This is a genomic window from Streptomyces sp. P9(2023) (assembly GCF_032436795.1).
In the GTDB taxonomy this organism is placed as follows: Bacteria; Actinomycetota; Actinomycetes; order Streptomycetales; family Streptomycetaceae; genus Streptomyces.
Genome location: NZ_JAUPWM010000020.1, coordinates 1 through 14376, shown reverse-complemented (window position 1 = coordinate 14376; position 14376 = coordinate 1). Strand labels below are relative to the sequence as shown.

Below are 14376 nucleotides of genomic sequence, written 5' to 3'. Positions count from 1 at the left end.
GGAACGGGCCCCGCCCGCAAGCCGAGCTCATCCACAGGCCCTGCGGGGGAGATCCACCGGTACTAGCGTGGTGAGCGTGAGCAGTCGGCTCCCCACCACGTCCCGCCCGGTGCACGACACCGGGCAACTCGCCCGCCATTGGGGCGAGGCCCTGGCCGCCGTACTGGCCGGGTTCCTCGCGATGGCCGTCGTCGCCGCTCTCGGCCTGTGGGCCGCGGGCGCCGCCGACCTGCCCGGTGGCTTCGTGAACGTCGTCGCCGCGGTCGTCGTCATGGCCGTCGGCGGACAGATCGACCTCTCCGGCGACGCGAGCGCACTCGCCGGCACGAACGCCGAACTCACCGCCATGCCCCTCACCGTCACCCTGGTGGGCGCACTGGTCACCGGTTTCTGCTTCCTCCTCCCGCTACGCCACCACGCCGTCGCCCGGACCGGTGACCTCCTCGCCCGCGCCGCGCGCACCGTCCTGCTCTGGCTGGCGGCGCTCGCCGGCCTCTCCGCCCTGGCCCGGCGCGACTTTCCCGTCACCATCCCCGGCGGCCAGAGCCAGGATCCGTTGTCCGACCTCTTCGGTGAACTCCTCGACGCGGTGAACCCCACCGTCGGCTTCCGCACCGAGGTGGGCCCCACCCTGCTCTTCGGACTCCTGTGGATTCTCGGGGTGCTCCTGATCGCCCTGTTGGTCTCGCGCCGGACCCCGCTCCCGCCCCGGCTCGTCCGCTACCACCAAGCCGTCCGGCCGGTCGCCTCGGCGATGCTGCTCCTGCTCCTCGCGTACGTCCTCATCGGCCTGGTCATCGGGATCGTCGTGGCCGCCACCCGAGGCCACGCGGCCGAGACGTTCGCCGTCATCCTGCTCGGTCTGCCCAACGTCAGCTGGCTCGCCCTCGGCGTGGGGATCGGCGGCTCCTGGGAAGGCACGGTCGAAGGGCCGTTCGGGCTGCCGATGCCGCAGATCCTCGACTCGGTGCTGCGCACGGACACCGCGGGCCTCTCCACGGTCGACCTGTCCTCCCTCGCGTCGTACGACTCCAGGGCCTGGTGGCTGCTGCCGGTGGCGGCCGTCCTCGTCCTGGCCGTGGCCTTCGTGGGCGCCGTACGCTCGCCCGCCCGTACGCGGCTCTGGCAGCACGCCCTCCACCTGGGCGTCGCGTTCGCCCTGACGATGCTGGTCGTCGCCCCCGTCACGCTCGTCGAGGCGCGCTTCGGGCTCTCCATCCTCGGCATCGGCGAGCTCGAATCGCTCGGCGGCGAGGTCCTGTTGCGCCCGCACGTCTGGAAGATCGCGGGCTTCGCCCTGCTGTGGGGGCTCGTCGCCGGCTTCCTCGGCGGGCTCCTCGCCTCGGGCGTCCGCCGCCGCGGCGAGGCAGACCCGGACGCCGCCCGGGACGAACGGCCGAAGGCCTAGGACCACCGGGAGCCTAGGACCACCAGGATTCGGGCGGCTCCCGGAACACCGGGCGGGCCCACGACGGTGGTGCGGGAGGCGGGGTCGGTGGCTCGGGACCGCTTCGGCCCACAGGGCCGGGGCCGGGGCCCGGGCCGCCCTCCTCCAGGGCCGCCCGCAGCGCCGTGACGAACTCCAGGCAGGTGTCGTACCGCTCCTCCGGTACCTTTGCCAGCGCCTTGGCGAGCACCTGGTCGGCCGCCTCGGGCAGCTCCGGCCGTTCGGCGGACGGCGGGGGCGGCGGATCGTACTGATGGGCCCAGAGCAGTGCCATGTCGTCGTCGCGGCGGAACGGCGGCACGCCCGTGAGTGTCTCGTAGACCACGCATGCCAGGCCGTACTCGTCACAGCGGCCGTCCACCGGCTTCCCCGAAATCTGCTCGGGCGCGACGTAGTCGAGCGTGCCCACGAACTGCCCGACCGTCGTCAGACCGGTCAGCGACAGGGACTTCTTCGTCAGCCCGAAGTCCGTGAGGTACACGTGCTCGGGATGGTCGCGGTCGGTGCCCTCGGCGACCAGGATGTTGCCCGGCTTCACGTCCCGGTGCACCAGGTCGTGGGCGTGCGCGGCGTCCAGCGCGGAGGCCACCTGTACGGCGATGCGCCCCGCCGTCACCGGCGGGAGGGCGCCCCCGCGGTCGAGCAGCGCCCGCAGATCCTGTCCGGCGACGTAGCGCATAGCGATGTACAGGACGCCTTCCGTCTCGCCGGCCTCGAAGACCGGCACGATGTGCGGATGGTCGATCGCGGCCGCCACCCGCGACTCGTGCGCGAACCGTTTACGGAAGGTGTCGTTACGGGCGAGTTCTGGCGCCAGCAGCTTCAACGCCACCGTCCGCTCAAGCCGCAGGTCACGCGCCCGGTACACGACCGCCATCCCGCCGCGGCCGATCTCCGCCTCGACCACGTAGCCCGCGATCTGCTTGCCCACGAGCCCCGAGTCCCGCCCGGCGGGCAGATCGGTGTCCCGCGCCGCGTCCCTCGCCGAGTCCCGAGCCGCGTCGGCCATCAGCCCTCACCCGGCAGCCGCGATTGGTCGACGATCCGGGTGGGCGGCGGGCCGGTGGGGACGTCCCGGCGGGCGTCCTCCTCCTCGTCGAGGCGTGGCACCACCCGCGTCGGCTCATGCACGGCGGCGGCGACCGAGGGGCCGGCCGAGGCCGCGTACGTACTGAGCCCCGTACCGTCGCAGTACACCCAGCGCTCGTGCTCCGCGTCGTACAGCCACAGGGCCTCGCCGTCGACCACCATCCCCACCCGCAGCCCGTGCGTTCGCCGCCGGAACGTGTCCCGGTCGGCCCGCGAGGCCGCCAGCTCCTCCGCCGCCCGCCGGTACCGCCCGAGCGACTCCTCCGCCCGGGCGATCAGCGGCCGGGGGTCGGCGGTCCTGGCGAGCGGCTGCCGAGCCTCGGGGGGATCCACGGGTACGGAGACGAGCAGCCGGGCGTCGACCCACGCGGACCAGCCGTTCGAACAGAGGACCTGCCCCCAGTCGCCGACCCGCTCCGTGAGCTGCACGGGCAGGAACGCGTCGAGGGGCACGGTCGGCAGGCCCGGATCGGGCGCTTCCCAGGCGGACAGACCGTCGCGCGGCACGACATGGGTCGGCCGGAAGTTCGGTACGTCGTCCGGTACCGGGGGAGTGACCGGGATGCCCATGGGCCGCCTGCCTTCACTGTTCCGGATATTGGATATTTCATCCGAGATATTGGATCCCGGACATTGGATCCGAAATCGTGGATCCGAAATCGTGGATCAGGGAGCCGGTGGGGGACATTGGTTACTTCCGCATGATCGCCGGCTCCCGGCGCCGCAGCAGCCTCGCCACGACGAACCCGAGCACGAGGCAGAGCACGACCAGCATCCCCATGTCGAAGAGCCATGCGCTCAGGGTGTGGTCCATGAGGGGATCCGTCGTCTTCTCGCTCGGTGCGGTCTTCCCGATGTCGATGGTCGCTCCCATCGCGGCGAACGCCCAACGCGACGGCACCAGCCACGCCAGCTGTTCCAGGACCGGCGTCCCGGTGACGGTGAGGAGCGCACCGGAGAACACCACCTGCACGATCGCCAGGAGGACGAGCAGCGGCATGGTCACCTCCTCCTTGCGCACCAGGGCGGAGACGAACAGCCCGAGCATCATCGCGGTGAAGGCCAGCAGCGCGACCGCGAGCGTGAGTTCCACGAGCGGCGGCATGAGCACTCCCTTGCCGCCCGGGACGTTCAGCGGCACCCCGATCAGCGCGACGAGCGTGAGGACCACCGCCTGGACGACCGTGATCAGGCCCAGCACCACGACCTTCGACATGAGGTACGCGGAGCGGGACAGGCCGACGGCTCTCTCCCGCCGGTAGATCGTGCGTTCCTTCACCAGCTCCCGCACGGCGTTGGCCGCCCCCGTCAGGACGCCGCCGACACACAGGATGAGCAGCACGTTCAGCGTCGACTCGGGGTTGAGGCTGCCCTCCGACAGCGCCCGGGCCATCGCTCCCATCACGAACGGCAGGGCGATCATGATCGCCAGGAATGTCTTGTCGGCGGACAGCGCCGCCGCGTACCGGCGGACCAGCGTACGGAGCTGGGAGCCCCAGCTCTGCGCCTTGGGCGGCGGCCCGGGCTCCGGGACCTCGCCGGAACGGGACTGTCCCGGCCGCTCCATCGCGTCGGCGATGTACTGCCGGTGGAAGCGCGACGAGCGGTACTGCCCGGCCCAGTCGCGCCCGCGCTCGGTCTCGAAGGCCTCGAACGCCTCGGGCCACTCGTCGAAGCCGAAGAAGCCCAGCGTGTCGTCCGGCGGCCCGAAGTACGCGACGCGCCCACCGGGCGCGAGCACGAGCAGCCGGTCGCAGACGTCCAGACTCAGTACGCTGTGCGTGACCACGATGACCGTCCGGCCGTCGTCCGCGAGCCCGCGCAACATGTGCATCACCGAGCGGTCCATCCCGGGGTCCAGCCCGGAGGTGGGCTCGTCGAGGAAGAGCAGTGACGGCTTGGTGAGTAGTTCCAGGGCTACGCTGACCCGCTTGCGCTGGCCGCCCGACAGGCTGTGGATGGGCTGTTCGGTCCGCTCGCCGAGTCCGAGCTCGCCGATCACCTCGTCCACCCGCGCCCGCCGCTCGTCGGCGGCCGTGTCCTCGGGGAAGCGCAGCTCGGCGGCGTACGTGAGGGCCCGCCGCACGGTGAGCTGGAGGTGGAGGATGTCGTCCTGCGGGACGAGACCGATGCGCTGGCGCAGCTCCGCGTAGTCGACGTAGAGGTCCCGGCCGTCGTAGAGGACTGTGCCCCGGTCGGCGGGACGCTGGCCGGTGAGCGCGTTGAGCAGCGTCGACTTGCCCGCGCCGGACGGTCCGACCACCGCGAGCAGGCATTTCTGACCGACGGGGAAGGACACGTCCTCCATGAGCGTCTTCCGGCCGTGGTCGACCGTGACGGCGATGTCCTGCACGTCGAGGGAGACCTCACCGGTGTCGGTGAACTCGACGAGCTGTCCGCCGATGAGGCAGAACGCGGAGTGCCCGATGCCGACGATGTCGTCCGGTGTGACACGGGCTTCGGCGACGGGACGGCCGTTGAGGAAGGTGCCGTTGTGACTGCCGAGGTCCTGGATCCAGTACGTCCCGTCCGGGTGCGCCCGTAGTTCGGCGTGGCGTCGCGAGACGACGAGATCGTCGACGACGAGGTCGTTGTCCGGCGCACGGCCGATCCGCACGGTGCGCGTCGGCAGTGGCCGCACGGACGTGGGCTGCCGGAAGGTGCCGGTCAGGGCCGGGTGGGAGACCGAGGACGGCCGGGGTGGCGTGCGCGGTGGCGCCGGAGCCGGAGGCTCCGGAACCGGTACGGGAGGGGGCGCCGGTGGTGGTGGCTCAGGAGCCGGTACGGGCGGGGGTACGGGCGTCCCCGGCCCGGGCTCCCGCTCCCGTACGCCCGGACCGGCGGGCACTTCGGGAACGTCGGGCGCTTCGGGGGCTCCCGGCGCTCCAGGTGTTCCAGGTGCTTCAGGTGCTCCAGGTGCTCCAGGTGCACCGGAAACGGGGGCCTCGGGCCCCGAGCCCTCGGGCGCCGGTCGTTCCGGGGCGGCGGGGCCATCCGGGGCGACCGGGGCAGCGCCAGAGAGCGAGGAAGCCGGGGAATCGGCGGCGACCGAGGAATCGGCGGCGACCGGGGAATCGGGTACAGCCGGGGCCTCCGGTACGACCGGGGCGCCCGGACCCGCCGTGCCCGAGAGTACGGCGCGTGGGCCGTCTCCCGGGTGTCCGAACCGTATGACCGTCCCTGGACCGACCTCGCGCACGGCGATACGGCGGCTGTCCGCGAAGGTGCCGTTCGTACTCCCCTCGTCCTCAAGGGTCCAGTGGTCACCGACGGCCCGCAGGACCGCGTGGTGCCAGGACGTACGGTCGTCGTCAAGGACGACATCGCTGGTGGGGTCGCGCCCGATGCGGTAGACCCGGCTCGGACTCATGACGGTCGCGTCCCCGTTGATCTCGAGGACGAGCTCGGGTGCGGCGGGCGCGACTGGCCGCTCTCCCATGCGTGAATTTTATCTTCCGGGGCTCATCCGTGCCTGCGCGAGCCGCCGGTATCGTGGTCGCCTCCAGCGCGACCGAAGGAGCCCACCCGTGCCGAAAGGCGTCACGAAGCGTCGGCCCCGGACCCGGGCGGCCCTGCTCAAGGCGGCTCTGGAGACCTTCGCCGAGCACGGTTTCCACGCCGCCTCCATCGAGCAGGTCTGCGAGCGCGCCGGCTACACCCGGGGCGCCTACTACTCGAACTTCGCCAGCAAGGAAGAGCTCTTCCTCGCCCTCTTCGACGAGCACAGCGAACGGACCGTACGACGGCTCGCGGAGGCCGTCGACGCGCTCTCCGCCGAGGACTACACCCTGGAGCGGCTCGCCGAACTCGCCTCCCGGATCGAGCCGGACGAGCGGGACTGGTACCTGGTGACGACCGAGTTCACCCTGCACGCCATCCGGGACCGGCAGGCGGCATGGGTGCTGGCCCGGCACGACGCCCGGCTGCGGGCCGAGATCGCCCGGGGCGTGACGACCGTACTGCGCCGGGCGGGACGTGAACTGACCGTGGACGCCGACCGGTTCGCCCGGATGCTGATCGCCCTGCGCGAAGGTGGCCTCGCGCAGAGCTACGTCGAGCCGGCGGAGCTTCCGCCGGGCAGCCTGGAACGGGAGTTCCTCGCCCCGCTGTTGGCGGCGACGACCCGGGAGATCGACAGCGCCCGGTAAACCGGTAGGCCGGTCAGTCGAAGAGGTCGGGGTCCGAGGCCGTGATCTGGTCCCACAGCGGACGGGCCTGGAACCAGCCCGCCAGGTGGGTGCCGACCTGGCCCCGGGTGAGGAGGGCGGTCTCCCGGTCGATCAGCTGCGGCGTGCCGGCGGCCATCGCCAACAGCTGGGCCTGGCAGGAGCGTTCCATGGTGACGAACCACCAGACGGCCTCGGCGACCGAATGGCCGACCGTGAGCAGCCCGTGGTTCTTGAGGATGACCGCCTTGTGGCCCGCAAGGGCCTTGGCCACGCGCCGCCCCTCGTCCAACTCGTTGACCAGGCCACGGTAGTCGTCGTAGATCCCGTGGTCCTCGAAGAAGGCGCAGGCGTCCTGCGTGATCGGCGCGAGCGGGATGCCGAGGCTGGAGAACGCCTTGCCGTGCAGCGAGTGCGAGTGCGCGGCGGCGACCGCGTCCGGGCGGGCCGCGTGCACCTGCGAGTGGATGACGAACGCGGCACGGTTCACCGGGCGGTTGCCGGACAGCACCGTTCCCTCGTGGTCGACGAGGATCAGATCGGAGGCCTTGATCTGACTGAAGCTCATGCCGAACGGGTTGACCCAGAAGGCGTCGGGGTTCTCCGGGTCGCGGACGGTGATGTGCCCGGCGACCCCCTCGGAGAACCCGAACCTGCCGAAGAGCCGGAATCCCGCGGCGAGTTGCTCCTTGCGGTGGCGCCGCTCCTCCTCGACGGTGTCGAAGGTGGGCGGCAGCGGGAGGGCGACCCCTTCGGGCAGCGGGCCCACGACGGCGGACAGGGCGGGCGGGAGAGTGCTCACGGTGGGCTCCTCACGACGGCGGGACGTGGTGCCCGCCAGAAGATACAGAGACGTATCCGATTCGCCAATGGATCGCGCGGACCACCCTTGCGGGGCGGCGACGTCGGTGACTACGGTCGCCTCGACGCGGTAAGCGCTTACCGTCCCCGCCCGCTCTGCCTCGCCCGTCCCCTCCTGGAGCTGACCCGTGCCGATCGCGGACGTCCTGATCTACACCCGTACCGCCGGCTACCGCCACGACTCGATCCCGGCCGGTGCCAAGGCGCTCGCGGGACTGGCCGAGGCGGCCGGGTACGACGCCGAGGTGACCGAGGATCCGGCGGCCTTCACGCGGGAGCGGCTCCGGCGCTGCGCCGCGGTGGTCTTCCTCTCCACGACCGGAACCGTCCTGACCGAGGCGGGCAGGGAGGCGTTCGCGTCGTACGTCGTCGGGGGCGGAGGCTTCCTGGCGATCCACGCGGCGGCCAACGCGGAACCGGACTGGCCGTTCTACGGCGACCTGCTCGGCACGCGCTTCGACGGCCACCCGGAGATCCAGCCTGGCGTGGTGTGCGTGGACGTGCCCGACCACCCGGCGACGGCCGGGCTGCCGGCCCGGTGGGCCTGGACGGACGAGTGGTACAACTTCACGTCGAACCCCCGGGTCGAGGGGGTACGGGTGCTGGCCCGCGCGGACGAGTCGACGTACCGGGGCGGGACGCTGGGCGCGGACCACCCCCTGGTGTGGTGCCGCGAGGCGGGCCGGGGCCGGTTCTTCTTCACGGCGCTCGGACACGCGGCGGAGACGTACGAGGACGACGCGTTCCGGGGGCACCTGGCGGGAGCCCTGAGCTGGGTGGCGGGCGCCGGATCTCCCGTACGGGACACACCCCCGGGTCTCTGACCCCCGGACGACCCCCGGACGACCCCCACACACGCCTCGGGGCGTCGGCCGGTCACCCCCGCGCCCCCTCCCCGATTGCGGTCGGCACCGAGGCGCGGGAGGGTTCCTTTGGGGCGGACCGGCAGGAGGATACCAATGGGGATCGCCACCGTGAATCCCGCCACGGGCGAGACGCTACGCACCTACGACGCGCACGGCCACGACGAGGTCGAGCGGCGGATCGCCGCCTCGTACGAGACGTTCCGGCAGTACCGCGCCACCTCCTTCGCGGAACGCGCCCGGCTGATGCGCCGCGCCGCCGACCTCCTCGACGAGGACGCCGAGGACGTCGCCCGCACGATGACCACCGAGATGGGCAAGACGATCAAGGCCGCCCGCGCCGAGGCCGCCAAGTGCGCCAAGGCGATGCGCTGGTACGCCGACCACGCCGAGGCCCTGCTCGCCGACGAGCACCCCGCCCCGGCCGACGTACGGGACTCCGGCGCCGACTCCGCCCGCGTCCACTACCGCCCGCTCGGCCCGATCCTCGCCGTCATGCCGTGGAACTTCCCGCTCTGGCAGGTCATCCGGTTCGCCGCTCCCGCCCTCATGGCGGGCAACACGGGGCTCCTCAAGCACGCCTCCAACGTGCCCAGGACCGCGCTCTACCTCGGGGACCTCTTCCGCCGGGCCGGCTTCCCCGAGGGCTGCTTCCAGACCCTCCTCATCGGCTCCGGAGCCGTCGAGGCCGTCCTGCGCGACCGCCGGGTCGTCGCCGCCACCCTCACCGGCAGCGAGCCGGCCGGCCGCTCGGTCGCCGCCATCGCGGGCGACGAGGTGAAGAAGACGGTCCTGGAGCTCGGCGGCAGCGACCCGTACATCGTGATGCCGTCGGCCGACGTCCCCCGCGCGGTCAAGACCGCCGTCACCGCGCGCGTGCAGAACAACGGCCAGTCCTGCATCGCGGCCAAGCGCTTCATCGTCCACGGCGACGTCTACGACGACTTCGCCGAGCGTTTCACCGCCGCCATGACCGCCCTGACGGTCGGCGACCCCCTCGACGACTCCACCGACGTCGGCCCGATCGCCACCGAACAGGGCCGCGCCGACCTGGAGGAACTCGTCGACGACGCCGTACGCAAGGGCGCCACGGTCCTCTGCGGCGGATCGCGCCCCGAGGGCCGTCCGCACGGCTGGTTCTACGAGCCGACCGTGCTGACCGGCATCACCCCGGAGATGCGCATCCACCAGGAGGAGGCCTTCGGCCCGGTCGCCACGCTCTACCCGGTCAGTGACATCGAGGAGGCCGTGGCGGTCGCCAACGACTCGCCGTTCGGGCTCAGTTCGAACGTCTGGACCCGGGACGACGCCGACATCGCCTTCTTCGTACGGGACTTGGAGGCCGGTGGCGTGTTCGTCAACGGCATGACGGCCTCGCATCCCGCGCTCCCGTTCGGCGGCGTGAAGCGTTCCGGCTACGGTCGTGAGCTCTCCGGTCACGGCATCCGCGAGTTCTGCAACGCGAAGACGGTCTGGCAGCGGACCTGACCGTGCGGCTTCCCCCTACCGGTCCCGCGTCCACGCCAACAGGTCGTCCGCCGACCAGGAGTTGATCACCCGCTCCGTCGGCACCCCGCACTCCTCCGCCCGCGCGCAGCCGAAAATCTGCCACTCCAACTGCCCCGGCGCGTGCGCGTCCGTGTCCACCGCGAACCAGACGCCCGCCGCCACCGCCTGCCGCAGCAGCCGGCGCGGCGGATCGAGCCGCTCAGGGCGGCTGTTGATCTCCACCGCCGTCCCCGACTCGGCACAGGCCGCGAAGACCCGCTCCGCGTCGAAGACCGACTCGGGCCGCAACCGTCCGCCGCTCACCAGCCGTCCCGTGCAGTGACCGAGGATGTCCATCAGCGGGTTGCGGACCGCCTTCTCCATCCGCCGGGTCATCGCCGGCGCGTCCATCCGCAGCTTCGAGTGCACCGAACCGACCACCACGTCCAACCGGTCGAGCAGTTCGGGCTCCTGGTCCAGCGAACCGTCCTCCAGGATGTCGCACTCGATCCCGGTGAGCAGCCGGAACGGTGCCCACTCCTCGTTCAGCCGCGCCACCACGTCGAGTTGCTCGCGCAGCCGGTCCGGCGACAGCCCGCGCGCGACCTTCAGGCTGGGGGAGTGGTCGGTCAGGACGGCCCACTCGTGCCCGATCCGCGCCGCCGTCCGGCCCATGTCCTCGATGGTGCTGCCGCCGTCCGACCATTCGGAGTGGAGATGGCAGTCACCGCGCAGCGCCGCCCGGATCGTCTCACCGCCGGTGACCTCGGGGACGGGGAGCTCGGCCTCCAGACCCTCCAGATACTCCGGAACCCGCCCCTCCAGGGCCTCCCGGATCACCGCGGCCGTCTTCGGCCCGATGCCCTTGACCTGCTCCAGGCTCCCGGCCGTGGCGCGCCGTTCCACCTCGCCGTCCGCCATGGCCGTGACGGCGGCGGACGCGGTACGGAACGCGCGGACACGGTACGTCGGCGCCTGCGAGCGCTCCAGCAGGAAGGCGATCCGGTCCAGCGCCGCCACGGGATCCATACCGGCTCCTCGCTCCTCACCCTCGCCCGGACGGCTCGGAGGCACCGGAGGGCTCGGGCGTGGCCGTCGCGTGTACCGGGCCGATCTCGCACCACACCGCCTTGCCCTCGCCGCGCGGCTCCACACCCCACCGCGAGGACAGCGCGTCGAGCAGCAGCAGGCCGCGCCCCGAGGTCGCCGCCTCGCCCGGCGTACGCCTGCGCGGCCAGGCACTCGACCGGTCCTGCACCGAAAGCCGCACCCGGCGCACCGGCTCCGGGAGGACCTCAAGCGTGAGCACCGCGCCGCCCTCGGTGTGCAGGAGCACGTTGACGAGCAGCTCACCCGTCAACAGCTCGGCGTCGTCGGCGAGTTCGGACATGTTCCAGTCCCGCAGCGCCTGGCTCACCGCCGCCCGCGCGTCCGACAGGCCCTGCGGATCGGCCTGGTGGATGTACTGGTGGATGCGCGGCGCCCGTGGAGTCCCGGGGTCCGGGCTGCGCCGCAGCACCAGCAGGGCCACGTCGTCCCCCGCGCCCCAGCGCTCCCACAGCCGGTCCGACAGATGGTCCGCGAGCGCCTCCGCCTGCGGCGGGCCGATGCTCATCGCCTCCGACAGCGCGTCCAGACCGGTCTGGATGTCCGAGCCCGGCTGCTCGACCAGCCCGTCCGTGCACAGCACCAGCGTCTCGCCCGGTACGAGGTCGAGCCGGGTCTCCGGGAACTCCTCGTTCCCGAACACGGTCGCCAGGCCCAGCGGCAGCCCGCCGCGCAGCTTCGGCTGCCCGACCCGGCCGTCCGTGTGCCGGATCAGCGGTCCCAGATGGCCGGCGCGCACGGCGCGCACGGTTCCGGTACCCAGGTCGACCTGGGCGTAGGTGCAGGTCGCGAAGCGGTTGGTGTCGAGCTCGGCGAGGAACCGGGAGGCCCGCGCCAGTACCGTCGAGGGCGCGTGGCCCTCACCCGCGTACGCCCGCAGCGCGATCCGCAACTGGCCCATGATCGCGGCCGCGTGCGTGTCGTGCCCCTGGACGTCCCCGACCACGATCCCGACCCGGCCGCGCGGCAGCGGGATCACGTCGTACCAGTCGCCGCCGACCTGCCGCCCGCTCCACGCCGCGTGGTAGCGGACCGCGATCTCGCCGCCGGAGATCGCCGGAATACGGCGCGGCAGCATGGTCTCCTGCAGTCCGGTGGCCAGTTCCCGTTCCTCGTCGAAGAGGATGGCGCGCTGGAGGGACTGCGCGACGATGGCGGCAAGACCGAGCAGCAGGTTGCGCTCGTCCGCGTTGAAGGACGAGCGGCGCCGGTAGAAGAGCGCCATCCCGCCGAGCGACCGGGCCTGGGCGACGAGTGGCAGATAGCAGGCGGAGGTGAACTTCAGCCGCTCGATGTAGGGCGCGAGCTCCGGGAAGTCCCGGCCGAGGGTCTGGAACGAGGACACGAAGCGCGGCCGCCCGCTCAGTACCGTCTCCGCCAGCGGCAAGCCGCGGTCGAGGCGGCGCGACCGGAAGTCGTTCAGGGCGTCCAGGGACTCCCCGCTCAGCGCGATCACGTTGAGCGAACCGTTCTCCACCAGGCCGAGCGCGAGCCCGTCCGCCCCGAGCCGGGCGAGCCCGCCGGGACCTGTCATGGCCGCCGTCACGTCGTCGACGGTCACGGCCCGCGACAGCGCTTGCGTGGTCCGCTCGACGATGCTCGTCTGGACCTCGCGGCGCTTCTCCAGCTCCAGGACGAAGGCGGAGTGCGTGACCTCGGCGGTCGTGTCGCGGACGATGCCGACGATCCGGTGGGCCCGCCTGTCCGGCGTGCGCAGAATCCGCGCCTGGACGTGCGTCCACTGGGGTGTTCCGTCGTCCCCCTCGATCCGGAAATGCGCGGTGTACGAGTTCTCGCCACTCTTGATCGCCGCCCGTACGACCTCGTCGAGCCGGGTGCGCTCCGGGGGGTCGAGGCGCCGGACGAGCGAGGCGGGACGCCCGTCGAACTCGCTCGGTTCCATCCCGAACACCAGCAGCCCGGCCTCGTCGACGTCGATGGTGCCCGTGTCGAGGTCCCAGTCGAAGCTGCCGGTCCGATTCATGGCGAGCCGCTCGGTGGGCCCGATCTCGCCACTGCGCGTACTCCGGTCGTCATCGGTCATCCTCACCATTGTCGAACCCGTACCCCTGCGACGCCATGGCGGCGACACACCGATTGCCGGAGTTGTGACCGACGGACCGATGTCACTGCGAGCGGCGCACGGGGGTGTAGCGGGCGGCCAGGGGAGAATGAGCCGGTGATGATCGTCCGGTACCGCGTTCTCGGCCCCTGCCAGGCGTTCCGGGCCGACGGCGAGGAGGCCGTGCTCAGCGGCGCCCGGCTCCGGGCCCTGCTCGCGGCGCTGGCCGGGGCCGCCGGGCGCGGCGTCCGGACGGGCGAGCTGATCGAGCTGATCTGGGGGGCCGACCCGCCCGGGAACGGCACCGAGGCGCTCCAGGCGCTGGTCGGGCGGCTGCGCCGGGCGCTGGGCCGGGAGGCCGTGGACTCCGTCGCCGGCGGGTACCGCCTCGCCGCCGGGGCCGAGGACGTGGACCTGTACGTGTTCGAGCGGCTGGCCACCGAAGGCGCGGACGCGCTGAGGGCCGGGGAGACGGAGCGAGCGGCGCGGCTGCTCGAAGAGGCGCTCGCGCTGTGGCGCGGTCCCGCGTTCGCCGACCTGCCGGGCCGGGACGGCGACCCCCTGGTCGTACGGGCGGAACTGCGGCACGCGCAGGCCCGCAGGGACCGACTCGCCGCCGACGTGGCCCTCGGGCGGGCGGCGACCGTCGTGGCACCGCTGGAGGCCCTGGCGGCGGAGCAGCCCTTGGACGAGACCGTGCAGGCGCTGCGCATCCGTGCCCTGCGGGCCGCCGGGCGCGGGGCCGAGGCGCTGCGGGCGTACGAGGAGGTACGCGGCATGCTCGCCGATCGCCTGGGTGCGGACCCCGGGGCCGAACTGCGCGCTCTGCACGCGGAGTTGCTGGCAGGCGAGGGGTCGGCGACGACGACGGCGCCGCTCCGGCTGCCGGCGCGATTGACCTCCTTCGTCGGGCGGGAGCGGGAACTCGGCCTGTTGGCGGACGAGTTGGGGCTACGTCGGCTGATCACCCTGATCGGACCGGGTGGGGTGGGGAAGACCCGGCTGGCCCTGGAGGCCGCCGACGAGGCCGGGACGCGGCGGTGGCCGGACGGGGTGTGGTCGGCCGAACTCGCCTCAGTACGCGCGGAGTCAGAGGTGCCGGCCGCCGTCCTCACCGCGCTCGGCGGCCGCGAGACACCGTCGTGGGGAGCCGCGCCCCGGGACGCGCTCACCCTGCTGGTGGAGCACTGTGCGTCGCGTCGGCTGCTGGTGATTGTGGACAACTGTGAGCATGTGGTGGGTGCGGCGGCGGAGTTGGTGGACGTGCTGCTGGCGCGGTGTCCGGGGGTGACG

At 72.5% G+C, this 14376-nt stretch carries 11 protein-coding genes; 5 read left to right on the top strand and 6 right to left on the bottom strand.

What is annotated here, in order from left to right; translation table 11 throughout:
* The first annotated feature begins 67 nt into the window (after positions 1-67).
* Positions 68-1408 (top strand): streptophobe family protein, encoded by a 1341-nt coding sequence (locus tag Q5762_RS23515; RefSeq protein WP_315894198.1) that lies wholly within the window; start codon positions 68-70, stop codon positions 1406-1408.
* A 13-nt stretch (positions 1409-1421) separates the two neighbouring features.
* Here Q5762_RS23515 and Q5762_RS23510 read toward each other — a convergent pair whose 3' ends face one another.
* From Q5762_RS23510 to Q5762_RS23500, 3 genes are all read right to left on the bottom strand, one after another.
* Positions 1422-2456, bottom strand: coding sequence for a serine/threonine-protein kinase (locus Q5762_RS23510; protein ID WP_315894197.1), 1035 nt, complete (start codon positions 2454-2456; stop codon positions 1422-1424).
* Positions 2456-3106 (bottom strand): hypothetical protein, encoded by a 651-nt coding sequence (locus Q5762_RS23505; RefSeq protein WP_315894196.1) that lies wholly within the window; start codon positions 3104-3106, stop codon positions 2456-2458. The genes Q5762_RS23510 and Q5762_RS23505 overlap by 1 nt, the downstream gene beginning before the upstream one ends.
* Positions 3107-3227: 121 nt before the next feature.
* Positions 3228-5975 carry an FHA domain-containing protein gene (locus tag Q5762_RS23500; protein ID WP_315894195.1) on the bottom strand — a complete coding sequence of 916 codons (2748 nt, stop codon included), beginning with the start codon at positions 5973-5975 and terminating at the stop codon, positions 3228-3230.
* 88 nt (positions 5976-6063) lie between these two features.
* On the opposite strand from Q5762_RS23500, the gene Q5762_RS23495 reads away from it, so the two are divergent.
* Positions 6064-6684 (top strand): helix-turn-helix domain-containing protein, encoded by a 621-nt coding sequence (locus Q5762_RS23495; protein ID WP_315894194.1) that lies wholly within the window; start codon positions 6064-6066, stop codon positions 6682-6684.
* Between the two features lie 13 nt (positions 6685-6697).
* Here Q5762_RS23495 and Q5762_RS23490 read toward each other — a convergent pair whose 3' ends face one another.
* Complete coding sequence (locus Q5762_RS23490; protein WP_315894193.1) at positions 6698-7504, bottom strand: class II aldolase/adducin family protein; 807 nt, start codon at positions 7502-7504, stop codon at positions 6698-6700.
* 187 nt (positions 7505-7691) lie between these two features.
* Here Q5762_RS23490 and Q5762_RS23485 point away from each other — a divergent pair, with 187 nt between their 5' ends.
* Both Q5762_RS23485 and Q5762_RS23480 read left to right on the top strand, forming a co-directional pair.
* The gene (locus tag Q5762_RS23485) at positions 7692-8387 is read left to right on the top strand and encodes a ThuA domain-containing protein (RefSeq protein WP_315894192.1); all 696 of its coding nucleotides are present in this window, start codon (positions 7692-7694) and stop codon (positions 8385-8387) included.
* Between the two features lie 135 nt (positions 8388-8522).
* The gene (locus tag Q5762_RS23480) at positions 8523-9914 is read left to right on the top strand and encodes an NADP-dependent succinic semialdehyde dehydrogenase (protein WP_315894191.1); all 1392 of its coding nucleotides are present in this window, start codon (positions 8523-8525) and stop codon (positions 9912-9914) included.
* Between the two features lie 15 nt (positions 9915-9929).
* Here Q5762_RS23480 and Q5762_RS23475 read toward each other — a convergent pair whose 3' ends face one another.
* Entirely contained in the window at positions 9930-10943 is a 1014-nt protein-coding gene (locus Q5762_RS23475; protein WP_315894190.1) for a PHP domain-containing protein, read from the bottom strand.
* 16 nt (positions 10944-10959) lie between these two features.
* The gene (locus tag Q5762_RS23470) at positions 10960-13065 is read right to left on the bottom strand and encodes a SpoIIE family protein phosphatase (RefSeq protein ID WP_315894189.1); all 2106 of its coding nucleotides are present in this window, start codon (positions 13063-13065) and stop codon (positions 10960-10962) included.
* A 138-nt stretch (positions 13066-13203) separates the two neighbouring features.
* Between Q5762_RS23470 and Q5762_RS23465 the strand changes: the two genes are divergently transcribed.
* A partial coding sequence (locus Q5762_RS23465; RefSeq protein WP_315894188.1) for a BTAD domain-containing putative transcriptional regulator occupies positions 13204-14376 on the top strand: 1173 nt, incomplete at its 3' end.